Annotated in this window: 20 protein-coding genes; 5 read left to right on the forward strand and 15 right to left on the reverse strand. The window is 71.5% G+C overall.

The window, feature by feature from the left end; all coding sequences use genetic code 11:
* Positions 1-83 precede the first annotated feature (83 nt).
* The 11 genes from CcI49_RS04725 to CcI49_RS04775 all read right to left on the reverse strand — a co-directional run bounded on the left by CcI49_RS04725 (position 84) and on the right by CcI49_RS04775 (position 11,555).
* Positions 84-911, reverse strand: a complete 828-nt coding sequence (locus CcI49_RS04725) for an enoyl-CoA hydratase/isomerase family protein (RefSeq protein WP_006541760.1) — start codon at positions 909-911, stop codon at positions 84-86.
* Positions 908-1,726, reverse strand: a complete 819-nt coding sequence (locus CcI49_RS04730; protein ID WP_076824567.1) for an enoyl-CoA hydratase/isomerase family protein — start codon at positions 1,724-1,726, stop codon at positions 908-910. The genes CcI49_RS04725 and CcI49_RS04730 overlap by 4 nt, the downstream gene beginning before the upstream one ends.
* A gap of 3 nt (positions 1,727-1,729) precedes the next feature.
* A complete protein-coding gene (locus CcI49_RS04735) occupies positions 1,730-3,133 on the reverse strand; it encodes an acyl-CoA dehydrogenase family protein (protein WP_241839896.1) in 1,404 nt (467 codons plus the stop codon).
* 87 nt (positions 3,134-3,220) lie between these two features.
* On the reverse strand, positions 3,221-4,090 hold the full coding sequence (locus tag CcI49_RS04740; RefSeq protein WP_076824569.1) for an enoyl-CoA hydratase-related protein: 870 nt from the start codon (positions 4,088-4,090) through the stop codon (positions 3,221-3,223).
* Entirely contained in the window at positions 4,087-5,448 is a 1,362-nt protein-coding gene (locus CcI49_RS04745) for a MaoC family dehydratase N-terminal domain-containing protein (protein WP_198955449.1), read from the reverse strand. The genes CcI49_RS04740 and CcI49_RS04745 overlap by 4 nt, the downstream gene beginning before the upstream one ends.
* Before the next feature lie 254 nt (positions 5,449-5,702).
* Complete coding sequence (locus CcI49_RS04750) at positions 5,703-6,392, reverse strand: TetR/AcrR family transcriptional regulator (RefSeq protein WP_054567535.1); 690 nt, start codon at positions 6,390-6,392, stop codon at positions 5,703-5,705.
* A gap of 74 nt (positions 6,393-6,466) precedes the next feature.
* Positions 6,467-7,843: an ABC transporter substrate-binding protein gene (locus CcI49_RS04755; RefSeq protein ID WP_054567536.1), complete on the reverse strand. Its 1,377-nt coding sequence runs from the start codon at positions 7,841-7,843 to the stop codon at positions 6,467-6,469.
* Positions 7,844-7,937: 94 nt separating this feature from the next.
* A complete protein-coding gene (locus tag CcI49_RS04760; protein WP_076824571.1) occupies positions 7,938-8,426 on the reverse strand; it encodes a MaoC family dehydratase N-terminal domain-containing protein in 489 nt (162 codons plus the stop codon).
* Between the two features lie 32 nt (positions 8,427-8,458).
* Positions 8,459-8,863, reverse strand: coding sequence for an OB-fold domain-containing protein (locus tag CcI49_RS04765; RefSeq protein ID WP_076824573.1), 405 nt, complete (start codon positions 8,861-8,863; stop codon positions 8,459-8,461).
* Entirely contained in the window at positions 8,860-9,288 is a 429-nt protein-coding gene (locus CcI49_RS04770) for a MaoC/PaaZ C-terminal domain-containing protein (protein WP_076824575.1), read from the reverse strand. Before CcI49_RS04770 ends, CcI49_RS04765 begins: the two co-directional genes overlap by 4 nt.
* Positions 9,289-9,386: 98 nt before the next feature.
* Complete coding sequence (locus tag CcI49_RS04775) at positions 9,387-11,555, reverse strand: acetate--CoA ligase family protein (RefSeq protein ID WP_076824577.1); 2,169 nt, start codon at positions 11,553-11,555, stop codon at positions 9,387-9,389.
* 169 nt (positions 11,556-11,724) lie between these two features.
* On the opposite strand from CcI49_RS04775, the gene CcI49_RS04780 reads away from it, so the two are divergent.
* The 3 genes from CcI49_RS04780 (at position 11,725) to CcI49_RS04790 (ending at position 15,145) form a co-directional block, all read left to right on the forward strand.
* Entirely contained in the window at positions 11,725-13,011 is a 1,287-nt protein-coding gene (locus CcI49_RS04780; protein ID WP_083749308.1) for an amidohydrolase family protein, read from the forward strand.
* Positions 13,008-14,573: a class I adenylate-forming enzyme family protein gene (locus CcI49_RS04785; RefSeq protein ID WP_076824581.1), complete on the forward strand. Its 1,566-nt coding sequence runs from the start codon at positions 13,008-13,010 to the stop codon at positions 14,571-14,573. Before CcI49_RS04780 ends, CcI49_RS04785 begins: the two co-directional genes overlap by 4 nt.
* A 116-nt stretch (positions 14,574-14,689) precedes the next feature.
* Positions 14,690-15,145: an effector-associated domain EAD1-containing protein gene (locus CcI49_RS04790; protein WP_131831004.1), complete on the forward strand. Its 456-nt coding sequence runs from the start codon at positions 14,690-14,692 to the stop codon at positions 15,143-15,145.
* A 61-nt stretch (positions 15,146-15,206) separates the two neighbouring features.
* Here CcI49_RS04790 and CcI49_RS04795 read toward each other — a convergent pair whose 3' ends face one another.
* From CcI49_RS04795 to CcI49_RS04810, 4 genes are all read right to left on the reverse strand, one after another.
* Positions 15,207-16,088: a hypothetical protein gene (locus tag CcI49_RS04795; RefSeq protein WP_241839897.1), complete on the reverse strand. Its 882-nt coding sequence runs from the start codon at positions 16,086-16,088 to the stop codon at positions 15,207-15,209.
* Entirely contained in the window at positions 16,075-18,324 is a 2,250-nt protein-coding gene (locus tag CcI49_RS04800) for a hypothetical protein (protein ID WP_076824585.1), read from the reverse strand. The genes CcI49_RS04795 and CcI49_RS04800 overlap by 14 nt, the downstream gene beginning before the upstream one ends.
* An 811-nt stretch (positions 18,325-19,135) precedes the next feature.
* Positions 19,136-20,038: an LLM class flavin-dependent oxidoreductase gene (locus CcI49_RS04805; protein WP_054567543.1), complete on the reverse strand. Its 903-nt coding sequence runs from the start codon at positions 20,036-20,038 to the stop codon at positions 19,136-19,138.
* A 30-nt stretch (positions 20,039-20,068) separates the two neighbouring features.
* Positions 20,069-21,346: an ABC transporter substrate-binding protein gene (locus CcI49_RS04810; RefSeq protein ID WP_083473365.1), complete on the reverse strand. Its 1,278-nt coding sequence runs from the start codon at positions 21,344-21,346 to the stop codon at positions 20,069-20,071.
* Between the two features lie 128 nt (positions 21,347-21,474).
* On the opposite strand from CcI49_RS04810, the gene CcI49_RS04815 reads away from it, so the two are divergent.
* Complete coding sequence (locus tag CcI49_RS04815) at positions 21,475-23,100, forward strand: MFS transporter (RefSeq protein ID WP_241839898.1); 1,626 nt, start codon at positions 21,475-21,477, stop codon at positions 23,098-23,100.
* A complete protein-coding gene (locus tag CcI49_RS04820; RefSeq protein WP_054567545.1) occupies positions 23,097-23,885 on the forward strand; it encodes a helix-turn-helix domain-containing protein in 789 nt (262 codons plus the stop codon). The genes CcI49_RS04815 and CcI49_RS04820 overlap by 4 nt, the downstream gene beginning before the upstream one ends.
* Positions 23,886-23,932 lie beyond the last annotated feature (47 nt).

Below are 23,932 nucleotides of genomic sequence, written 5' to 3' on the forward strand. Positions count from 1 at the left end.
CCCGATCACTCACGCCGCCGTCCATCCGCTGACCTGCCCGCCCGTATGCCCGCGCCCGGGGGCGCGTTCGCGGGCCGTCCGGGCTATTCACCCACGGGCGGGGTCTGCGGCGCGAGTTCCACCCAGCGCGGCTCGCGCTTCTCCACGAAGGCCTGCGGGCCCTCCGTCTGGTCCGGATGCCCCCATACGGAGACCAGCTCGTCGGCGCCGTTGCGGCAGGCGTCGGTCAGGCCGCTCTCCAGCGCGCCCCACAGCGCCCGCTTCGTCGCCGCCATCGCGGCCGGCGAGTTGCGCGCGATCGTCTCGGCGAGCTCCCCCGCGCGTTCCCGCAGCCGCTCGGGCTCGACGAGCTCGCTGACCATGCCGAGCTCGTAGGCCCGCTGCGCCGACATCCGCTCGAACCGGCCGACCAGCGCCATCCGCATCACCGGCTCGAACGGCATCTTGCGCAGCAGCGCGATGTTCTCGAACGCCACCACCTGGCCGGCTGACACGTGCGGGTCGAAGAACTGCGCGTCGGACGACGCCAGCACGATGTCGGCGTCCGCCACGAAGTGGAACCCGCCCCCGGCGCACAGGCCGTTCACGGCGGCGATCACCGGCTTGCGCACCTTCTGGTGCCAGGCGGTGAAGTGCAGGTCCAGCTTCTCCACGGACTCGCGGTAACGCTCCATGCCCAGCCCGTCGGTGGCGAGCTCGGTCATGTCCACGCCGGTCTGGAACGCCCGTCCCTCACCGGTGTGGACGATCACCTTGACCGCCGGGTCGGCGTCGAGCTCGGTCCACGCCGTGGCGAACTCGTCCCGCATCCGGCTGCTCATCGCGTTCAGCTGGCGCGGCCGGTTGTTGATCAACCAGCCGACCGGCCCCCGGCGCTCCACAATCAGGGTCTCGTAGGACGAATAGCTCACCGATGTGCCTCTCTCACGGGCGGTCCGGGCTCGGCCCACCGCGGCTCACGTCGCTCGGCGAAGGCCGCTGGGCCTTCCAGCTGGTCGGGATGGCCCCACATGCCCATCAGCTCGGCCGCGCCGGTGACGCAGGCGTCGGACAGGCCGGACTCCAGCGCACCCCACAGCGCCCGCTTCGTCGCCGCCATCGCGGCCGGCGAGTTGCGGGCGATGGTCTCGGCGAGCTCCTGCGCCCGCTCCCGCAGCCGATCGGGCGGATCGACGATCTCGCTGATCATGCCTAGCTGGTAGGCGCGGGCGGCACCGATCCGCTCGTGCCGGCCGGCCAGCGCCATCCGGGCGATGGTCTCCGCGGCCATCCGCCGGCTCAGCGCGATCCCCTCGAACGCCGTCGCCTGCCCGACCGACACATGCGGGTCGGTGAACTCGGCGTCGGCGGCGGCGATCACGATGTCGGCGTCGGCGACGAAGTGCAGGCCGCCGCCGGCGCACAGCCCGTTCACCGCGGCGATGACGGGCTTCGCGACCTTCGTGTGCCACGCGGTGATCTTCAGCTCGGCTCGGCGGGTCTGCCGCGAGTGCTCCCGCAGCGCCGCCGGGTCACGGCTCAGCTGGACCACGTCAAGCCCGGTCTGGAACCGCTCACCGGCACCGGTGTTGACAATGGCCCGCACGGCCGGATCCGCGTCCAGCTCCGCCCAGGCCTCCGGCAGCGCCGAGAGCATGGCGGCGTCCATGGCGTTGCCGACCTCGGGCCGGTCGAACACGAGCCAGCCCACCGGCCCGTGCCGCTCCACCAGCAGCCCCGACGACACCCGTCAGCTCCGGGGGACGTCGCGCCAGGGCTTGCCCTGGTACGGGTCGGGCTCGCGGGGCAGGCCGAGCACACGCTCGGCGAGGATGTTCTTGTTCACCTCGGTGGTGCCTCCCTCGATGGTGTTCGCGCGGCTGCGGAGCATGCCCCGCACCTCGTGGATGAGCGACTCCGCGTACTGGGCCGCGACCGCATCGGCATCGGTGCCAGATCCGGCGCCGTTGTCGGCATGCGCGGCACCGGCGGCGGGCGCCGCCTGGACGGCCGGGCTCTCCCAGGCCGCGCCGGACGCCCCGAGGATCTCGACGGCGAGCGCCTGCATGCGCTGGTTGAGCGTGCCCTGCTGCACCTTGCCGATCGAGCTCTCCGGCCCCGGCGCCAGGCCGGCCCGCAGCCGCTGGCGCACCCGCTCGTTCGTCCAGCCCCGGATCCGTTCCTCGGTGTAGAGCTTCACGATCTCCTGGCGCATCACCGGGTCGTCCCAGCCACCCGGCAGGCCCTGCGCGCTGACCTTGCGGGCCAGCCGGATCAGGCTGGCGATACCCGAGCCGCCGATGCGGTCCACACCGCCCGACCCCGCGCCCGACACCATCTGCCGCTCACCGGACAGCGTCGCGCCCGCCACCCGCCAGCCGTCGCCGACCCGGCCGATCCGCTGGCTGTCGGGGACGACGGCCTCGTCCAGGAAGACCTCGCAGAAGTCGACCTCGCCGGTGATGTGCCGCAGCGGTCGGACGTCCACCCCCGGCTGGTGCATGTCCAGCAGGAAGTAGGTGATCCCGGCCCGCTTGGGGACGTCCGGATCGGTGCGGGCCAGCAGCACGCCGTAGTCGGCGCGGAAGCCCCAGGTCGTCCAGACCTTCTGGCCGGTGATGATCCACGAGTCACCCTCGCGGACCGCCCTGGTCGCGAGCGACGCGAGATCGGAGCCGGCGCCGGGCTCGGAGAACAGCTGGCACCAGAACTCCTCGTTGCGCACGATCGGCGGCAGGAACCGCAGCCGCTRCTCCTCGGTGCCGTGCGCGAACAGGGCCGGTGCCGCGTTCGACAGGCCGAGCGGGTTGAGCCGGCCCAGGTTGAACGGACGCAGCTCCGCGTCGACGACGCGGGCGAGGTCGGGCGCCAGGCCCAGCCCGCCGTAGGCCGGCTCCCAGGTGGGCGCGACCAGCCCGGACCGGCCGAACACCGGGTACCAGCGCTCGTACTCGTCCCGCGAGCGCACCAGTCGGATCGCCGCGGCGCCACCGCGGCGCCCGGCCTCCTGCCAGGCGGCCGGGACGTGCTCGGCCACCCACGCCTGGACGGCGGCGCGGACCTGCTCCGCGTCCGGCGACGGCGGGAGCTCCAGCCGCCCGTCCACGCCCGTGGACGTCCGCGGGCCCTCCACCATCTCGTGCTCCTTCACCATCGGAAAATGCTCGGGTGCTCGGGTGTTCAGGTGCCCGGCTGCTCAGGTGCTTGCTGCTCGGGTGCCTGGGTCCGGTCCGTCCGGTGCCTAGCGGCCGCTGAACCGCGGGCGCCGCTTCTCCCGGAAGGCGCCGAGCCCCTCCCGGAAGTCCTCGCTGCGCGAGGACAGCTCCAGCGCGAACGCCTCGTTGCGCAGCTGGTCGTCCAGCTCGGCGGTGGCACCGGCGGCCAGCAGCCACTTGGTGAGCCCGACCGCGACCGTCGCGGCCCCCGCGAGCTCCGCCACGATCTCCTCGACGGCGCCGTCCAGGTCGGTGGCCGGGACAGCCCGGTCGACCAGGCCCCACTGCGCCGCGTCCGCGCCGGTGACCTTCTCGCCGAGCAGCAGCATCCGCCGGGCCCGGACCTCCCCGACGCGGCGTTGCAGCAGCCAGCTCAGGCCGCTGTCCGGGGTGAAGCCACGATCCGCGAACGGCGCCCAGAAGGTGGCGTCGGCCGTGGTCACGGTGATGTCCGCGGCGACGGCGAGAGCCAGGCCGATCCCGGCGGCCCAGCCCCGCACCGCGCAGACGACCGGCGTCTGCACCGTCTGCACCAACGGGATGAGCCGGTGGGCTGTGGTCGGCAGCCGCCGCTGGATGCTGCCCGCCCGCGGCCGGACCACCGCACCGCCGTTGCCGCTGGCGCTGCCGTTGGCGCTCGCGCTGCCGCTGGTGCTGCCGTTGGCGCTGGGCTTCGCGTTGCGGGCGATGATGTCCGCGCCGCCGCAGAAATGATCCCCGGCGCCGGACAGCACGATCACCCGCACGGACTCGTCCTGGCCGGCCGCCTCGATCTCGTCGATGAGCTGGCGCATCATGGCGTCGTCGATCGCGTTGCGCTTGTCCGGCCGGTTCAGTCGCAGGCGCAGCACCCCGCCCTCGGCGCTGACCACGAGCCCGCCGGAGGTGCCGCTCATTCGGCGAACCGGTCGATGATGGCGTCGAGCGTCTCGGTGAGAGTGTTCGCGCCGCCGGGCGGGTCGGGCAGGACCACCGGCCCGCGCTCACGGCTGGGCAGCAGGATGGTCGCCGACCCCGGGGTGGTCACGGCGCCGCGCTGGTTCGTCGCGGTCAGCTCGACGTCGACGGCGGGGCGGTCACCCTCGGCGAGATAGTGCCGGGTCACCGTCCCGCGCAGCCACTGGGTGTCGCCGACGTAGTTGAACGCCCGGAACTCGCAGCGCAGCTTCCACAGCCAGGCGTCGTCGCCCATCCAGTCCGTGCACAGGTGGATGAGCCAGGTCTCGCGCATCCGGCCGTAGTCGAAGGTGGTCGGGTTGCCGGAGCGCCGGGCGTACTCGGGATCCCAGTGGACGCGCTGCAGCACGTCGGGGATGTTCAGCTCGTCGCGGTGGTAGAAGCCCGGGATCCGCCTGCGGTTCGCCACCGCGAGCCGCAGCGGGACCACGCCGTACAGGCCCATGCCCATGCCGACGTGCCAGCAGACGATGTCGGTGACGGTGAGCGGGCCCTTCACCATGGGGCCGAGCTCATCCCCGACGGCGACGTCCTCCCAGTAGCGCGGCAGCGCCCCGCGGCGGGTCTCGGCGGCGGCGGCCTGCTCGATCTCGGCGATCTGGTCGTCGGTGTAGGGCGCCGGCTCGATCGCGGTGTACTTGCCACGCGCGCGGGCCTTCGAGCGCTCGGTACGGATCATCATCTTGTACTGCCCCGACAGCGGCCCGCCCGCGGCGTCGGCGAAGACCTGACCGGTCCACTCGTGGATGGCCCGCCCGGCGAACTCGCTGACCTTGTCGTGCACGCCGACCAGGGCGTTGCGCCGGCGCACCCGGGTGCCGGGCCGCAGCGGAGCCCACCACTCGCGCACACTGGCGGAGTAGAAGGCGTGGACGCCGCGCAGCGGGTCGCCCTTCATCAGGTCCCGCCGGTCGGCCGGCACCTCGGCGACCTCGTCCTCACCGATCAGCGTGTCCCCGCCGACCAGGGGCGGCGGGGCGATCAGGCCCTGCCAGCGGGTGCCGGCGGCGTAGTCCTCCTCGGCGTAGAGCGGGTTGTCGTCGCCGTAGGCGGTGGCGACGTGCCGGAAGGCGTCCGCGCCGGGCAGGCGGTAGTGCGGCGGCCGCGGGTTCGGCTCGGGAACGCCGATCCGCGCGCGCAGCCGGGCGACGCCCTCGTCGGTGATCACCCCGCGCGGGCGCCGCGGCGCCGGCTCCGGCGGGGCTGCACCGGTTGCGGCGGCGGCCTCGGCGTCGGCCCGGGGCTCACCCCGGGGATCGGCCTGCGGCTCGGATTCGGAGCTGGTACTGGTCGCCATCTGCCAAGACCTCGCACTCACCTGGGCTGCCTCCGTTCGTCGGATCACCGGCTCACCCCGCTGGTACCCGCCGGCCACCGGGACCGGCACAGCGGGAACGGGCCGAGCGCCGCCCGGCAGCCATCCAAGGATGATGGATATTGTATATATCAAGGCTTCGCGTTGCGCGACCATCCGGAACACGGCACGCGAAGGTCGACGGCGGTTCACCGCGAGTCCGCCGGGCCGCCACCCGCCGGGGTCGCCCCGCCCGGTCAGCCCCCGGCAGCCGCCATGGACTCGATCACCGGCACCACGGCCCGCCGCAGGTAGTCGCGCAGCACCGGCTCCGACCCGGTCCGGCTGCTGTCGAACATGAGCAGGGACAGCAGCCAGCGCACGATCGTCTCCACGATCTCGTCCAGATGCTGCTCGAGCCGGGGGTCGTAGTCCACCACCGGCGCGATGATCGGCCTGGCGATCGCCAGCGCCTCCACGGACAGCGCGTCGGTCGCGTCCCACGCCGGGCCGATGCCCATGATCGGCCGCAGCGCCGGCTCCGCGCGGAACTCCCGGCGGACGGCGACCAGCGCCTCGACCGCGAACTCGCCCGCCGTCGTGGCGCGACCGCGCGCGGTGACGGCGACCCGCTCGGCGATCTGCGCGCCGACCCGGCCCAGTGCCGCCGAGACCAACGCCTCGCGGGTGTCGAAGTAGGCGTAGACAGTCGGCCGGGACACCCCCGCGATCGTCGCGACCGCGCTGATCGACGTCCGCTCGACGCCACGGCGGCGGATACACGCCACCGTGGCGTCGAGAATCTTCTCCCGGGCCGGGACGGACCGGTCCACCGGCGACGCGGAGTGGTCGACGGGAACGGGCGCACGGCCGGACCAGGGCGCGCGCCGTGCACCGGCGGCGGCCTGGGTCTCGGTCTTGGATTCGGTCTCGTGCGCGGGTTCCACCCGTCTCCTCCCAGGCTCCGGCGAGCCTATCGCGCGGGGCGCAGCGTCGGGGGGCGCTACTAGGCCGGCGCTCGTCAGCCGGCGTCGGCCGGGTCCGCGGGCTTCGGCTCGGCGGTCAGCAGCGGCGAGTGGGTGTTCGACGGCCACTGCGGCCGGTAGTAGCCGCGGAAGTGCAGTTCGCCACCGCGCAGCTCACGGATCGTCAGGAAGTCGCCCTTGTAGCCGCGGTGGTCGTACGGCGCGAAGGTGATGTAGGCGCCCGGGCCACCGTTCGTGCACGGCATCCACTTGATCTTCTCGAGCCCGAGCCGGACCTCGCTCGGGATGGGGATCATCGCGTTCGCGATGCCGTGGATGCCGGCGCGGGCCGTGTCGTAGCCCAGCGCGACGACGACGTTGCGGGTCACCCGCCCGAACCTCGCCTCGAACCGGCGGACCATCGCCTCGTAGTTCGGGTTCGCGCCGTCCTCACCGAGCTGGTCGACGCCGTGCCAGCCCTCCAGCCCCTCCGCCCAGGCGTTGGAGTTGGAGTAGAACATGAACGCGGTGCCCATGAAGCGGGGCGGGTCCCAGTCCAGGGCCTTGAACGCGGCCGCGAAGTGGAACGTCGAGTAGCCGTAGCCCATGTAGACGATCGCCTCGGCGCCCTGCTCGCGCATCGTCGCCAGCTTCTCCTGGAAGCCGCGCGGGTTCGGCCCGAGGCTGACCTCCTTGACGATCTCCACGCCGACGTTCTGCGCGGCGAGCCGGAAGTAGTCCGAGTAGTGGTCTCCGGAGGAGCCCTTCTCCCAGAAGAAACCGACCTTGGTGTATCCCTGCTGCGCGCACCAGTTGGCGCCCATCACCGACTCGGTCGGGATGTCCCCGTTGGCGACCGTGAAGCAGTAGTCCCCCGCGAACTTCACGCTGCCGGTCCAGCCGATGCAGGCCACGCCGGTGGCGTTGACGACGTCCTGCAGGTTCAGCGAGTTGTCGGAGATCATCGGGCCGAGCACCACCACGCAGCCCCGCTCGACCAGGCTCAGGTAGCCTTCGCGGACCTTGCGGTAGTTCTCCCGCGGCAGGCCGCGCGCGTCGACGGTGATGATCTCGACCGGCCGGTCGTAGACCCCCTCGTTCAGCGCGTCCTCGATCGCCAGGATGGTCGAGTCGATCCAGTCCGACAGCAACTGGCCGAGGTCCATGTCGACCAGGATGCCGATCTTGACGGGCTCGAACGGGTCCCCCTGGCCGACCACGCCGCGGGTCGGCGGGTAGACGACGATCGACTCGACCGCCTTCTCCCCGACCTGGCCGCCGCCCTCGTACCAGCGGCCCTGCGGGTCGTTGTAGGTGACCGCGTCCGTCCCGCGCTCCACCGTCGACACCGCCCGGTCGGTCCGGGCGATCCCATGGTCGATCGGCGCCGGGAACATCCGGTGCGCGTACTGCACGGGCTTTTCCTCGCTCATCAGCGCGACTCCTTATTTCCAAGGCCCGCCGCGACGGACCAGATCTTCATAACCGAAAGGGCTCGGACCAGCTCAGGATCGACACAGCAGCAGCTCAGGACCGATGGAGCAAGGTCATCACCTCGGTCACGACAAGCTCGCCGGCCTCGTCGCGGAACTCCGAGCGGACCCGGACGAACGTCCGGCGCCGGTCGTCGCGACCGGTCTTCACCTGGACGTCCTCGACCACACCGGTGAGGGTCAGGACGGCGCCGACGAGAACCGGCGCGTGGTAGGTGAACTCCTGCTCCGCGTGCAGGATCAGCCCACCGCCCGCGCGCAGCTCGCCGATCAGCTCGGTGAGATCCACCGCGCCCGGCGGCTGCTCCGGGCTCAGCTCCTCGTAGGCGGCGAGCAGGCGGGCGGCGAAGGTGAACGTGGGGGGCGCGGGAATGCCGGCGAAGCCGGCCTCGGCCGCCGCGTCCGGGCGCCGGTAGACGGGCGAGGTGTCGGTGACCGCGGTGGCGAACGCGGACACCTGCCCGCGTTCCACCACGACCGTGGACGACCGCAGCACGCGGCCGGTCACATCAGGTGCACTCATGATCAGAACTCCCGGGGAAGGCGAGACGCGGTTCAGGCGGGCCGGAACACCGGCAGGGTGACCTCGCCGACGTCGGAGAAGTCGACCTTGAGGCGCATGCCGATGGTCAGGTCGGCCTCGGTCACGCCGACGATGGTGGTCTCCATCCGCGGTCCCTCGTCGAGGTCGACGACGGCCGCGAGGTAGGGAACCCGGTCCCGGAAGGGCGGGAGGTCGTTGGCATGGACCTGCGACCAGGTGTAGAGCGTCGCGGTGCCGGCGGCCTGCTCCCAGCTGACGTCCTCGCTCCAGCAGGTCGGGCAGAACGGCCGCGGGTACAGGTGCGCCCGCCCGCAGCCGCCGCACCGGCGCACCAAAAGCTCGCCGCGGCGCGCCGCCTCCCACCAGGGCGCGGTCTCCGCCTCGATCGTCGGCAGGTCGTACCGTGCGCCGCTCATGCCGACCTCCGCCGCGGTGCCGCGACCGCCGAGCCGGTGAGGACGACCGCACCCTTCTCGGTGACCACCCGGCAGTCGAGCTCGACGAGGTGGGTGGCCTCGTCCTTGCCGCGCACCGTGATCTCGGTGGTCAGGGTGTCGTCGGGCCAGGCCTGCTCGGTGAAGCGGACCTTGTAGCCGCGCAGGTTCCCGATGCCGACGAAGTCGGTGAGCGCGGTGGCCAGGAAGCCCGCGGTGAACATCCCGTGGCCGAACACCGAGCGCATGCCCGCGGCCTGGGCCTTCACCTCGTCGTGGTGCATCGGGTTGAAGTCGTGCGACGCACCCGCGTACCGCACCAGGTCGGTGCGGGTGAGCCGATGGCTGCGCGCCGGTGCCTGTTCACCCTCCCCGAGATCCTCGAAGAAGACTCCACCTTCGTCCATGTGCTCTCCTGACGGCGCTCCACCGGCCCCGGCACGGATCAGGCCCGGCCCGACGAGCGGAAGATTGGATAGTAAATACAGTCTGGCGGACCGGCCGGCTACCGGCGCGGGATCACGAGCGCGTCGACCGCGACGACACCCCGGCCGGCCGGCCGCACCATGATCGGGTTGATGTCGAGCTCGGAGATCTGATCGCCGAGGTCGACGGCGAGAGCCTGCAGACACATGATCGTCTCGACGAGCGCGTCGATGTCGCCAGCCGGGCGGCCGCGCGCGCCCCGTAGCAGCCGCACGCCCCGGGTGGACTCGATGACCGCCCGGGCCCGGTCCGCGTCGAACGGCGGCACCGCGAAGGCGACATCGGCGAACACCTCGGTGAACACACCACCGAGCCCGAAGGTGATCGTCGGGCCGAACGGCGGCTGGTGCGACAGGCCCAGAATCACCTCGGCGACCGCGTCGGTCACCATCTCGGCGACGACGACCCCGTCGATTCGGGCGTCCGGGGCCGCCGAGCGGGCGGTGGACGTCAGCCGGGTGTAGGTCGCCCGCACATCGTCGGCGTCCCCGACACCCACGGCCACCAGGCCCAGGTCGGACTTGTGCGCGATGTCGGCGGAGGCGATCTTCAGCACCACCGGGAAGCCCAGCTCCGTCGCGGTCGCGACCGCCTCGTCCGGGGAGGTGGTGAGCCGCTCCGTCACCACCGGGATGCCGTAGGCCGCCAGCAGCTGCTTGGAGTCGACCTCGTTGAGCGCGCCGGAGCGGGTCGCCAGCAGCGCCCGCGCCCGTGTGGTGGCCCCCGCGGACGCCCGCGGCACGCTGCCCTCGGCCTCCGCGGTGAACGGACTGCGGTACTCACGGACCAGCCGGGAGAACCGCCCGAGCTCGCCGAGCCCGCGCACCGCGGCGCCGAACGAGTGGAACAGCGGCACACCGGCCGCGCACAGCGCGCGGTACGCGTCGTCGTCGCGGATCGGCGACGTCCAGGCGGCGACCACCGGCTTGCCCTGCCCGGCCTGCGCGCGCTCGTGCAACGCGATCAGGTCGCGGGCCAGCGCGTCGCTCATACCCGGGAACACGCCGGTGATCGGCGCGAACAGCACGTCCACGTTCGGGTCGTCGAGCATGATCTCGAGTACCCGGCGATTCTCCGGACGCGCGGTGATCACACCGCCGGAGTCGACCGGGTTGTCGCGCTTGAGGTACCAGGGGATGTACTCGCCGAGGGCGGCGACCGTCTCGGGCGTGAAGTGCGGCACCGGCACGCCCGCCAGGCCACACAGGTCGGCGACGTGCGACGCGGTGCCACCGGACATCGCGTAGACGGCGACCCCACCGGCCCCCGGGAGCAGGCCGGCGTGGCAGAACAGGCCGGAGATCTCGATGACCTCGTCGATGTCGTCGACCCGGATCACGCCGTACTGCTCGAACACCGCGTCGTGCACGGCATCCGGCCCGGTCAGGTGGCCGGTGTGGGCGGCGGCCATGGCCCGGCCCTCCTCGCTGCGCCCGACCTTGATCGCGACGATGGGGATGCCGGCCCGCACACAGGCGTCGGCGGCCAGCATGAACGCGCGCCCGTCCTGGAAGCCCTCGACGTAGGTCGCGATCGCGCCGACGCCGGGCCGGGTGGCGAGATGGCCGGCGACGTCGGCCCATTCGATGTCGGTCTCGTTGCCCAGCGTCGCCCACATCTCGATGCCGATCCCGAGCACCTGGCCCTGGGTGATCGGCCGCCCCTGGTAGCCGGACTGCGTGATGATCGCGAGCTTGCGTCCAGGTAAACCCTGCTTCCAGGGCTCGAAGATGTTGAGGTTGGTGTTGGGGCCGATGATGCGGGTGGAGCCCGCGGCCAGCTCACGCAGCCGGGCCTCGGCCGCGTCGCCCTCGGCGGTGCCGAGCTCGGAGAAGCCGGCGGAGAAGACGATGACGAAGCCGGCCCCGCGGGCCACCGCCTCCTCGACGGCCGGCAGCGGGTCACGGACGAGCACGACCACCACGTCCGGGTCCGCGGGCAGCTCGGCGACGGACGGATAGGCCCGAACGCCGAGGATGTCGTTCTTCTTCGGGTGCACCGGGACGACGTCGGCGCCGAGCGCGCCGAGGCGCTCGCGGACCTGTGTCCACTGGGCCCGCTGCGGGCTACCCTCGGTGTCGGTCGCGCCGACGACGGCGACGACCCGCGGCGAGAACAGCCGCGACCAGTCGATCTGCCGCAGCGCCGGCGCCGCGGGCGAGGCCGAGTCCACGTCTGGTTCCGGCAAGGCCGACCTCCTCGAATCCGCACTCGAACGCTGCGGCCAGACCGTCTGACCTGCGACAGTTGGCTATCGATATCATATACATTATCCTCTCTGCAGCCGAGGCGATTCCTTGTTTCGCCGGCCCGGCACAGGCAGCAGCAGGCGAACCGGTCGACATGGCGAGGCGATCTTGACAGATCAGATGACGCATGACCTGACGCAGGCACCGGCCCAGGAGCCGGTCGACGAGACGTCGGTGGCCCGGATCCCGCGGCTCATCGACATGGACGCACATGTGGTCGAGCCTCCCGACGTGTGGAGCTCCCGGCTTCCGCAGCGCTACCGCGAGGCCGGCCCGCACGTCGTCCACGCACCGGCCGGCGAGGTGAAGCTGGTCGGGTCGAGCTACATCGAGGCACCCGGCACCGAGGGCCCGGACGTGGCCTGGTGGGTCTACGAAGGCCGCCACACCAGCCTCAAGCGCTACATCGCGGCCGCCGGCGTCCCGGCCGACGAGGTGACCATGGACGGCATCACCTTCGACGAGATGCGCCCCGGCTGCTGGAAGGTTCCCGACCGGCTGGCCGACATGGACCTCAACGGGGTCGAGGCACAGCTCAGCTTCCCGAACTACCCGCGGTTCTGCGGCCAGATGTTCCTGTGGGGCAAGGACAAGGAGCTGGCGCTGCTGTCCGTCCAGGCCTACAACGACTGGATGGTCGAGGAGTGGTGCGGCACCTCGGGCGGCCGGCTCATCCCGCTGTGCATCGTGCCGCTGTGGGACGTCGACCTGGCCGTCGCCGAGGTGCGCCGCAACGCCGCCCGCGGGGTGCGAGCCGTCGCGTTCAGTGAGCTGCCCGCCTACCTGGACCTGCCCAGCCTGCACTCCCGGTACTGGGACCCGTTCTTCGCCGCCTGCGCCGAGACCGGCACGGTCGTGTCGATGCACATCGGCTCGGGCACGAAGACCCCGCAGACCTCGGCGGACGCACCCGAGGCCGTCGCGGCCACCATCCTGTTCGGCAACAGCGCGGCCAGCCTGGTCGACTTCCTGTTCTCCGGGGTGCTGCACCGCCACCCGGCGCTGAAGCTGATGTACGCCGAGGCGCAGATCGGCTGGATCCCCTACGTGCTCGACCGCGCCGACGACGTCTGGCTCACCCACCGCGGCTGGGCGCACGGCCAGCAGAACTGCCCCGAGCCGCCGTCGACGTACTACCGCCGGCAGGTCTACAGCTGCTTCTTCAAGGACCCGGTCGGTGTCGGCCTGCTCGACCGGATCGGCATCGACAACGTGGTCTTCGAGACCGACTACCCGCACCAGGACGGCACCTGGCCGCGGTCCCGTGCCGCCGCGGCGAGCCAGTTCGGTCACCTGTCGGCGACCGACATTCACAAGATCGCGCGGGGGAACGCGGCCGGCCTGCTCGGGCTGACCATTCCCGGGCCCGAGGCCGCCGGCGGTACCCGCCCATGAGGCTGGTCGACCTGCTCGAACCACGGCCGGACGACGAGACCACACCCGCTGTCTTCGTCGAAGAGCAGGTGGTCACCCGGGCGGCGCTGCGCACCGGCTCGGACGCGTTGGCCGAGCGCCTGCGCGCGGTCGGGGTGCGACCGGGCCACCCGGTCGCGGTGATGCTGCCGAACACCGCCGAGGTGGTCGCCGCGATGTTCGGCGTGTGGTCGGCCGAGGCGGTGTACGTGCCGCTCAACCCGCGCAGCTCCGACGCGGAGATCGGCCACCTGGTGGATGCCGTCCAGCCGGCGGCCGTCGTCACCCTGGCACCCTGGGCCGAGCGGCTCCAGGACACCACCCGGCCGGTGATCGTGGCCGTCGACGACGAGGCCGCCGGATCGATCGGATGGCGTAACGAGACGGGCACGCTCCAGGCTCCGGACGTGCCGGCCCACGACGCCGACATCGCGCTCGTGCAGTTCACCTCCGGCACGACCGGGCGGCCCAAGCCCGTTCTGCTGCGGCACTCCGGCTACCTGGCGCTGCTGGAACCGGTGCTGCGCAAGCTGGTCGGCGACGCCGCGGCCGGCGACCTCGCGCGGCGCAAGGCGCCGATGCCGAACCTCATCCCGACGTCGATGTCGCTGTCGGCCGGCATCTACAACGTGCTGTTCGCGTTCCGGGTCGGGGCGCCGGTCGTGATCATGCCGACGTTCACGACGGCGGCCTTCGCCGCGGCCGTGGCCCGGCACGGGATCCGCTCGACGGTGCTCCCGCCGGCGGCGATGAACATGCTGACCGACGACCCGGCGATCACCTCGCTGGCGCCGCTGCGCTACGTGCGGGGCATCACCGCCCCGCTGTCCCCGCTGCGGGCCCGGATGTTCCGGGACCGCTTCGGCGTCATGGTGCTCAACTGCTACGGCCAGACCGAGATCGGCGGGGAGATCATCGGCTGGAACGCCGCCGACTCCCGCGAGTTCGGCGAGTCCAAGCTCGGTTCGATCGGCCGCCCCCACGCCGGTGTCACCCCGCGGATCGTCGGGGCGGACGGTGCCGAGCTTCCCGTCGACGAGCCCGGTGAGCTGCATGTCCGCACCCCCGCGGTGTCGGCCGGCTACGCCGACGGCTCGGCGCTGGGCGACCGGCTCACCGCCGACGGCTGGTTCCGCACCGGTGACATCGCCCGCATCGACCCGGACGGCTTCATCTGGATCGAGGGCCGGGTCTCCGACATGATCAACCGCGGCGGGCTCAAGGTCTTCCCCGGCGAGGTCGAGGAGGTGCTGCGCCTGGTCCCGGAGGTCGCCGACTGCGCGGTCGTAGGTGTCCCCGACGACCGGCTCGGCGAGGTGCCCTGGGCCTTCGTCGTGCCCCGGCCGGGTGCGACGGTGCACTCGGCGGCCCTGCGGAAAGCCGCCCGCGACCGCCTCCTCCCCTACAAGGTCCCGGTCCGGTTCGTGTCGGTCGACGAGCTACCCCGCACCGAGGTCGGCAAGGTCAGAGCCGGTGACCTGCTCCGCCTCGCCGAACTGACGGTCACCGAAACGGCCATCGAAGCCTCCGCGCACCAGGCCTGAAATCGCGGGATGGATGGTATGTTCTTGTCACTTTGACCAGCGGGAGTCGTTTCTTTCCCTGGTTGGCACCGCACCTCGGTTGGCACCGCATTCGGAACACGGAGACGGGCGGAACTGTGGCTGATCCCTTGACCGATGCAGAGGTCGACGAGCTGGCCAGAGTTTTCCCGACGCCCACTGGCGCGGGGCACCTGCTGTCGTCGGCCGGCCTTGGCCCGCAGTACCACCCGCGACAGGCGGCGAACGCGTTCGAGTTCTGGCATGCCGTAAGCGCCGACATCGGCGCGGGCCGGCTGCCTGACGGGCGGCTGCGCGTCCTCATCGCCGCGGCGGCGCGATATCCGGACAACGAGGTCTTTCGCCAGGCGCTGGGAATCACGCAGGCATCCGAGGGAACCGCTCGGGCGCCTGCGTGGCCCGGCGACGATGACCACGAAGCACCGGCCGCGGCCGTACAAGCTGGTCCGGCCGGTGCGACTGTCATCGTCCACGGCGGCAACGTGATTTTCGGCGGACGCCAGGCCAGCGTGATCGGTGTGCAGCACGGGAGCCCCGAGCCGCCCCCGCGGTAGCGCACCCGCACGACGGCTCCCGTGCTCGGCCCGCGGGTCAGGGCTCCGCCAGGCCCATCGGTCACCATCGGTCACCACCGTCACCGCCGTTCCCATCCTCATCCGCCTCGTCGCCGACCGTGGATGTCTCGTCCACCAGGTCGTCATCGAAGGATGCGCCGGCGTAGTGATCGCCGTCGGTGGCGACCAGTTCGGCGCGGCGCCGGAATCGGCCGTCCTCCAGGCCCGCCGGCCTGCGGCCCTCGTCAACGCGATCCAGGAACGCGGAGGCCCGATCCCGACGAGCCGTCCTCTCCGTCTCCTCCTGCACCGCCTCGAAGTCGAAGTCGTCGACCCGCCGCTCATTTCTCCGGAACTGCCGCAACCGGTCGACATTGACCTGCACCTCGCCGCGCTCAAGTTCGACCTGCAGCTCCTCGAATCCCTTCGGCGGCGCGACGATGACATTGTCCAGCCAGACGACCAGTCCACTGCCGATGGTGAATTCGACACCACGTTTGGCGTCGACGAGATGCTGGGCCAACGCCGCCGAATCCGGACGCACCGACCTCGTTATGTCCGACAGGATAACCATGATCATGGCCCAGCAGTGCCCCGCCGGCTCCAGCGGTTGCCGGAGGAAGTCCATCGGACCGCTGATTCTCCAGCGAGCCCAGACCTCGACCTGAAAACGGGATGCACTGGCGGTGCTCGCCGACTCCACCGACAGCTTGAGATGATAGGTTCGCCCGTCGACCAGGTAATAGTAACGCCATATTGACTTGTTCAGGCGCTCACCTGGCGGCAGATAGTAGTAGGAGCCGCGGCCGTCCGCGTACGCCAGCTGCCAGCCTGGTGGCGCCAGGGGCTTCCCGAAGAAGGGGACGTCGCACCGCGGGCTAACCAGAGACCACAGCCCTTGCCATTCCGATGGGCCGACCGGCGGAAAATTACCGTGGACCATGGTTCTCCTCTTGAACGGATCTCCCGATCACCGCCATGACCTCCCGAGACGTATGAGGGCACGTCTCCTCCCAGAAAGAGAAGGAACGCCACATTCTCCGGAAGTCCGCCGGCGTTTCCAGCGACTCCCAGACGACATGCGCGAGAGTCGTCCGGGAGGTCTCTCCGTCTAGTTCCGCGTATTCGGCCCACTCGCGCAGGCAGCCGAGCGCGATCTCGTTCGTCACTGGTTCCGCCAGAGCTCTCCCCCACAGCACCGCCACCAGCCGCAGCGTCCGGGGCCCGGTCGGCCGACCGGGCATGCTCAGCGCGAGCAGGGTGGGCCGCCCGTCCGGGTCGAGGCCTTCGGTGACCTTCGCGTGGAGCGCGATGCGCAGGAAGCCGAGAAGGCCCATGAGCCGCGTCCGGCGCGGATTTTCCTTCTCCGTCCACTCGGCAAGCGCCTTCACGACGATGGCGGTCGCATCGTGCGTGGGGCACTCGAACAGCTCCAGGACGCTCTGCGCCGCCTCGCCTATCAGCGCGTAGTCGACGCTGTCGTGGGCATCGGCGTCGATGACGCGTTCGGTCTCGAGCAGCCCGATCAACCAGAGAATCTGGTCAAGCGCAGCTCCGATATCGGCCGAGCCGAGGCCCGCCCCCCAGGCGCGGACGGCCGCGTGCCGCCGCTGCGGAACGAGAGTGTGCCACTTCCAGTCCCGCAGCATCTTCGTGACGACAGGCAGTAGCGACGGCTCGTAATGGACGGCGAGGCCCAGCGCGATACCCACGGCCGATCTTTCCGAGGGCCGGTCCAGATCCGCCCACCGCAGCAGTACCTGTGACCGCATCTCGTCGAAGCCCCAGCTTGTCAGCAGGCCGACCGCGGCCGCCGCACGCACCCGCACCAGAAGGTCGCGATCGCCGCCCAGCGCCGAGAGCCATTCGACCAGAACCTTGTGGACGCCGTCCTGCTCATGCCACAGCCAGTTGAGGATCTTCCACGCGTACCCGTCCGTACGCAGTCGCACGAGCTCGACGGTGATGTCGCCGTACGGGGTCTCATCGACACCGATCCCGACCGCTGCTCGGGCCGCCTCCAACCGCGGCCCCCGGGGCCCGCTGAACAACGGCGGCCCCGCTGGCACCCGGCGGTTCTCACGAGTCGGGTCATCCAGGTCTCCGCGCGAGAGGCTGGTCTCCTCCCGGCCGTCAAGGAGGTGCCCGGCGGGCCGCAGGGCACGCCGCAGCCGTGTCTCGAGATCACGGCCAAGCCGCGTGACCTTGGAGTACGGCATTCCGTTGAAGACCGCCAGGGCGATGACGAAGGCCCGGTGAGTGAGGTCCTCGGTGGCCGTCATCCACTCCACGAACTGGCTGTCGATCTGTTCCTTCAGCCACTGCCGCAGATCATCACGCATCGCCTGCTCAACCGGATCACCTCGCATCAGGGCGGCACCACAGCCTCGCGCCCACCGCTCGCCCAGCGCCGCGACAGCCTCGGTGCGGACGCCCTCACGCTGGAGCTCCCGCGCCATCAGTTCCAGCTCCGGATCGGCGGCTACAGCCGTCCCGGCCTGCGCCCGGTCGATCGCCAGCACGCGGGCCCCGTGAGCGGCGAGCAGTTCCAGTGTGTCCGGTGCCGGTCCACCCTCGTGCAGGAATCCTTCGAGCTCGTCGCCGAAGGCGACGTCCGCGTCCACGGTCACGACCAGATACAGACCTGCGGCCACCAGATCATGGGCGAGCCGTTCGAGGTCGCTGCCGCGCAGGGTTTCGGCGTTCGGCAACACGCCGACGTCCAGGAGGAACCCACGGCCCGGCGGGTTCGTCGCGCCGCCCGCCGTTCCCGCGGTGGCGTCCGGACTACTGGTGAGATCCGCGATACCCAGCTCACCCGGTTCGACATYCGTCCCAAGCCGGCTGATCCGAATCCGCGCCCGCGATGTTCCGTCGGGATCCGCGGCGGTCAGGACATCGTGGAGAAGGTGTTCGGCGACAGCGGTGCGGCCCCAGCCGCGGCTCGCGCGCAGGACCACCAGATGCCGGCCCGACAGGGCCTGCCGCAGTTTCGGGTACACCGGCGGCTTCACGAACGTGTGCACGACTCTCGCCAGTTCACGATCGCTGATCACACCGGGGACACGCTTCCCGACGCCGCCAGACCCGACGCCGCTGGTGCCGACGACGGCATCCTGCTGACCACCGAAGATCACATTTCCGCCGGCGACGGTGAAGTTCAGCCGTGCCGCGTTCACCCCGGCGCCGACAAATGCCGCATCCTCGGCGCTCGCGCGGTCCCTGACGAGGTCTCCTGCTTCCTGGGCGGCGCTGTCCCGTTTCTGCCGGCGACTCTTCTCCTCCTTGTCCGCGCCCTGTTCATTGTTCTTGTCCGGCTGGCCATCGCCTTCCGGGAGCGGACCGTTTCGCGGACCGGCTCCCCGTCCGCCGGCGGCATCCTCCGGTCGGGACTGTTGCGACCGGCCGTCGCCCTGCCGTGCGTCAGGCCGCTCGACGTTTCCCGGAGGTCTCCCAGGGCGACCCGCGGCAGCCCGCGGCGGAGGGTCCCGGCGCTCGCGAGGCGGTTGAGGCCGCCACTGCGGGCCATCACCGAGCGATGTCATGACGTACGCCCCCTGTCAGTCATTGCGCTCCGGGTGCCCCCCCTCGCAGGTGCATCTGACGACGGCGGCGACCCCGGACACAGAAGGAGGCACGCGAGTCAGGTCACGATTCGGTCACCGTCCGGCGCATGCCCGGATCAGGATGCCACATGCGGCATCAGCCAGATCCCAGACTTATCGGACTTCCGGCGTCATCAACCGGATGCTCGGGCGGGGGCGGTCTTCCGCGGCGGGAACCTCGCCAGGACGCCGGCCGGCTCAGGCGACGCGCGATCAGGAGCCTCGGCCTGAGGCGCACGGCGCCGGTCCCCCGGACGGCCGCGCCCACGGCGAGCGGCGCGACCCACGAGCCACCGGTCAGCGTCCGTCGGCGCACATCCGTTCCCGTACGGGCTGGAACGCGTCACCCGTGGGGCTGACCTGAACGAAGGCGTAGCTCAGCAGGTCAGCGGGTCAGCGCCGGCAGCACCTCCGCCAGCAGCCGGCGGCGGGTCTGCGGCGCACGGGCACAGGGCACCAGGACGAGGTGCTCGGCGCCGGCATCGACGAACGCGCGCAGCCGTGCGGTCACCTGCTCCGCCGTGCCGACGCAGGCGACGCGCTGCAGCATGGCCGAGAAGTCGCCCCGATACGTGCCGCCGAGGAACTGTTCCGCCTCCGCTCGGGCCTGCGCCTCGTCGTCGTCCAGGCTGACGAAGACGTACGCGTACCAGCCGAAGTCGCGCAGATCGCGGCCGGCGCGTTCGGCCTGGGCCCGGATCTCGGCCACCGAGGCCGCGTAACGCTCCGGCGAGTACAGGTAGGGCATCCATCCGTCGCCGAGCTGGGCCGCGCGGCGCATCGCCGGGTCACGGCGGCCGGTCACCACGATCGGCGGTCCACCCGGCTGGGCGGGAGCGGGGTGGATCCGCACCTGGTCGTGACGGTGGTGGCGGCCGGCATGCGTGACCGGTTCAGCGGTCCAGAAGGCACGCAACAGCCCGATCGCCTCGTTGGCGCGGCTGCCACGCTCCTCGCGCGGAACCCCGCAGGCATCGAAGTCGGACGGGTACTCCCCGCCGACTCCCACTCCGACCGTGAGCCGCCCGGCCGATGCCTCGTCCAGGTCGGCGAGCTGCTTGGCAAGCAGGCCAGGCGGATACAGCGGCAGGATCAGGGTGGCGGTGCCGATGCGGACGGTGCGGGTCTGCTCGACCAGCCTCGCCAGCCAGACCAGGGGCTCCCGAGTCGGGTTCAGCGACGCGACATGCCCACCCACCCACAGCGAATGCGCGCCCAGGGCCTCCAGCTCCGCGACCTCCTCTCGGGACGTCGGCGCCAGAAACCCCATCCGGACAGGTTCGGCCATCCTGCGGATCACCTCATCTCATGACCACGGTCATTCTCCGTTGGCGCACATCCGCTCGCGAACGGGCTGGAACGCGTCGCCCGTCGGGTTCACCTGCACGAACGCGTAGCACTCCAGCAGGACATCGGAGTTGTTCCTCATGTTCACCGGGCTGACCAGGCCGCCGGCGTCGTAGCCGGTGAGATCGCGCAGGGCGCTGACGACACCGGCGCGGGTCGGGCAGGCACCGGCCCTCTCCAGCCCCTGCAGGAACAGGTCGGTGTAGATGTAGGCGTTCATCGAGTACTCCTGCTCGGCCCGGACGGCCTGCGGAGCGAAGCGGCTCATCGCCTCGCGATAGCGGTCGATGGCGGGACCGCCGGCCTCGAACGGCCGGAAGTAGACGGGAAACGACACACCGGCGAGCGCCGGCCCGAGCCTGGCCAGCCGCGCATGGTCGTACCCGCTCAGCGCGACGGTGACCACGAGGCGTGGCACGGTGGTTCGGATGGCGGGCAGGATCTCGGCGAGGTCCTCCGCCGTGGTCAGGCCGACGATGGAGTCCGCACCCAGAGCGGCGATCTTGTGGGCGATCTGCGCGGGGCTGTCGGCCAGGCGTGCGTAGGAGACCGCTCCCACCACCTTCAGTCCCACCGACTGCAGCGCCTGGGTGTAGCGATCGGCGGCTCCGGTGGTGTTGCCCGCGATCCCGGAGAGCACGAGGGCGACTTTCCTACCTGAACTGGCCTGGATGTAACGCCCGATCGTCACCGGTGACGCGTCATAGGCGTAGGAGAACATGTTCGGGTGCTCGGCCCAGTCCGGGCTCCCGGGCAGGCCCACGACGGGCACATCCTGCTCGGTGAGCGCGTCCGTCGACTCCTCGAGTGCCGTGGTGACGGTCACCAGGCCGATCACCTGTCTCGACCCGACGAGTTCCCTGGTCACCAGCGCGTTGCGGCTCTGCAGGTCCTCGTCGTCGCGCCACTCGTAGACGACCTGACGGCCGTGCACGCCACCCTCGGCGTTGGCCAGGCCCAGCCTCGCCTCCACCCCGGACCGGGCCGGGGAGAAGACGTCACCGGACGGGCCGGAGTCGGAGAGGACGAGCCCGAGCCGCACCTGGGTGCTGGTCACCCCGGGACTGGTGCAGGCGTTCGCCTCGACGCCGCCTGATCCGGACCCCGAACACCCCGCGGCGGCGGCGAGGACCAGCACGGAGGCCGACCCCAGCGACATCCGTCGCAGCAGACGATCGCGTACCCGGGTACCGCGCGGCGGGGGCGACGACTCGTCGGGTGGGGCGCATCGACGCGAAGGCTGACTCACACCAAATCACTCCACACGTCCCATGGTGAAACACAAGAGGGCGAGTGTCTCACCTCCACAAGAAGTCCCGGCGACAGGGTTGCCGACGCCACCCCTTCACGCATGTCTTCATTCGATGACATCATGCGATGACAAACCTGCTTCAGACGTTGGGACGCTACGTGCACGCGAAGCCGAACCCCGCCCGACCAGCACGAACCGACCGCACACGCCGCGACGAGCGGTCCGGAGCCCACCAGCAGCCGGGTGCGGTCGCCGCGCACACCCACCCCCGTCCCGGCCTGCTGCTCGGGGTCCTCATCTACTGCGGACTCGTGATCGCGGTCATCGGCACGCTGGGCACACCACTGATCCCGCTGATCGCGGACGCCCAGCACGTGTCGCTTTCCGACGCCCAGTGGTTGCTCACCCTGACCCTGCTGACCGGCGCGGCCTCCACTCCCCTGCTCGGCCGGCTCGGCGACGGGCCGCACCGGCGCACCGTGCTGCTCGCCGGGCTCGGCACCGTCGCGGCGGGCTCCCTCCTCGCCGCCACCGCGAACGGATTCACGCAGCTTCTGGTCGGGCGCGGCCTCATGGGCGTCGGCGTGGGCCTGATGCCGCTGGCGCTGGCGATCGCGCGCGACCTGCTGCCACCGCGCCAGCTGGCCGCGGGCATCGGCGCACTGTCGATCACGGTCGCGACCGGCGCGGGCCTCGGCTACCCGCTCAGCGGGCTGATCGCGGAATCGTTCGACTACCACGCCGGGTTCTGGGTGGCGGCCGTGCTCACGGCGGCAGCGATGGCCGCGGTGCTCGCCGTCGTGCCGGGCAGGGCGAGCACCCGAGCCGCCCGCGGGCCGGTCGACCTGGTGGGCGCGCTGCTGTTCGCCGCCGGGCTCAGCCCGCTGCTGGTCGCGCTGAGCGAGGGCGAATCGTGGGGCTGGACGTCGCCGCGGATCATCGCGCTGTTCGGCGCCGGAGTCGTCTGCCTGGTTGCGTGGATCATGCTGGAGCTGCACAGCGCGCATCCGCTGGTCGAGCTGAAGTACCTTGCCGCCCGGCCGGTCCTCATCGCCGACGTCTGCGCGATTCTCGCCGGGTTCGGCATGTTCAACGCGATGACCTTGATCAACCGGCTCGCGCAGGCCCCGACGTCGACCGGCTACGGGTTCGGCGCGTCACCGGCCGTGCTCGGCCTGGTGATCCTGCCGCTGGCGGTCGGGACGGTGCTGGCCAGCCGGTGGTCACGTTGGCTGGGCCCACGCACCGGCGGCGGCCGTGGCCTGCTGCTGGTCGGCCTGTTCGCGGTCGCCCTCGCCGAGTTCGGCCTGGCCGTCCGGCACGACCATCTCGTCGAGCTGGGCGGGGCCACCTTCCTGTTCGGAGTGGGTATCGGGCTCGCCTTCGCGGCGATGCCCGGCCTCATCATCGGCTCCGTACCGCCGCATGAGACGGGCAGCGCCACCAGCTTCAACCAGGTGCTGCGCACCGTCGGCGGCTCGGTCGGCAGCGCGCTCGGAGCGGCGATGCTCGCCGCCCATACCCCAGCTGGTGCCACCGAACCCAGCAACAGCGGCTACACGGTGGCGTTCGTCATCGCCGGCGGCGTCGGCGTGCTGGCGATGCTCGCCGCACTGGCTCTGCCCAGCTCACCGCGCGCCGGCGAGCCCGCGGTGCCCGCCTCCCGGCAGGCGGAGCTGGAGACTCTGCAGGAGGAGGCGGCGGACGCCGCCGCCTCCGGACTCGTCATGGCCGATGATGTCGAACCATGAACACCACCCGACGGCGCGACGCGGCGCGTAGCCGTCAGGCTCTGCTGGCCGCGGCGGCCGATCTGTTCGCCGAACGCGGCTACGCGGGCACCGCCATCCGGTCGGTCGGGGATCGGGCGGGCGTCGACCCGGCCCTGATCGCCCGCTACTTCGGCGGCAAGGAGGGGCTGTACCAGGCCGTCCTGGCGGCCGATCCGCTCCTTGGCCAGAGCTCCGGGGATCATCCGGGCCCGCCAGCCCCCCCGTCCCCGGCGCAGTCGGGGAATGGCACCAGCGAATCCGCCGCGGGATCCGTCGCCCAGGCCGGCGACACCGCGACCAGCACGACTGGGACCGTTGGCACAGTCGGTACGGCTGGCACGACCCGAACCACCAGCGCAGTCGGCATGGCTGGCGCGGCTGGCTCCGCGAGGCCGAACGATGGGGAGCCGGTGGAGCCCCTGGCCGCGGTCAGCGCTCTGGTGGACCGAGCGATCACCAGGTGGACGTCCACCGGCGTGAGCGCCGCCGCCCAGAACGTGTTCCGACGCGAGGTGGACGCCGCCGCGCGCGAGGCGACCCGCGAACGGCTCGACACCGTGCTCCTGCCCCTGCGCGACACGATCACCGGCCCCGATCCGGAGCTTGCGGCCGAGCTCGCGGTGGCGCTGCTGTTCGGCGTCGGCGTCGCCAGGGACGCCGGCACCCTCCCCCGGCTGTCCACCGCCTCCGCCGACGAGCTGCGCGAGCCCCTGATCGCCGTGCTCGCCACCGCCCTCGGCCTCACGGACGCCCCGCAGGCGTAACTGCCGCGTCACGACTCAGATGACGAGTCCGCTGCGAGCGCTGGAGG

Origin of the sequence: Frankia sp. CcI49, assembly GCF_001983215.1 — a bacterium.
In the GTDB taxonomy this organism is placed as follows: Bacteria; Actinomycetota; Actinomycetes; order Frankiales; family Frankiaceae; genus Parafrankia; species Parafrankia irregularis.

Bases quoted from the DNA above. Each gene is read 5' to 3' on its own strand.
- CcI49_RS04805 (WP_054567543.1), bottom strand. From the start codon at position 20,038: ATGGCCGAACCTGTCCGGATGGGGTTTCTGGCGCCGACGTCCCGAGAG.
- CcI49_RS04770 (WP_076824575.1), bottom strand. From the start codon at position 9,288: ATGGACGAAGGTGGAGTCTTCTTCGAGGATCTCGGGGAGGGTGAACAG.
- CcI49_RS04785 (WP_076824581.1), top strand. From the start codon at position 13,008: ATGAGGCTGGTCGACCTGCTCGAACCACGGCCGGACGACGAGACCACA.
- CcI49_RS04740 (WP_076824569.1), bottom strand. From the start codon at position 4,090: ATGAGCGGCACCTCCGGCGGGCTCGTGGTCAGCGCCGAGGGCGGGGTG.
- CcI49_RS04765 (WP_076824573.1), bottom strand. From the start codon at position 8,863: ATGAGCGGCGCACGGTACGACCTGCCGACGATCGAGGCGGAGACCGCG.
- CcI49_RS04815 (WP_241839898.1), top strand. From the start codon at position 21,475: ATGACAAACCTGCTTCAGACGTTGGGACGCTACGTGCACGCGAAGCCG.
- CcI49_RS04755 (WP_054567536.1), bottom strand. From the start codon at position 7,843: ATGAGCGAGGAAAAGCCCGTGCAGTACGCGCACCGGATGTTCCCGGCG.
- CcI49_RS04795 (WP_241839897.1), bottom strand. From the start codon at position 16,088: ATGGTCCACGGTAATTTTCCGCCGGTCGGCCCATCGGAATGGCAAGGG.
- CcI49_RS04820 (WP_054567545.1), top strand. From the start codon at position 23,097: ATGAACACCACCCGACGGCGCGACGCGGCGCGTAGCCGTCAGGCTCTG.
- CcI49_RS04745 (WP_198955449.1), bottom strand. From the start codon at position 5,448: ATGGCGACCAGTACCAGCTCCGAATCCGAGCCGCAGGCCGATCCCCGG.
- CcI49_RS04760 (WP_076824571.1), bottom strand. From the start codon at position 8,426: ATGAGTGCACCTGATGTGACCGGCCGCGTGCTGCGGTCGTCCACGGTC.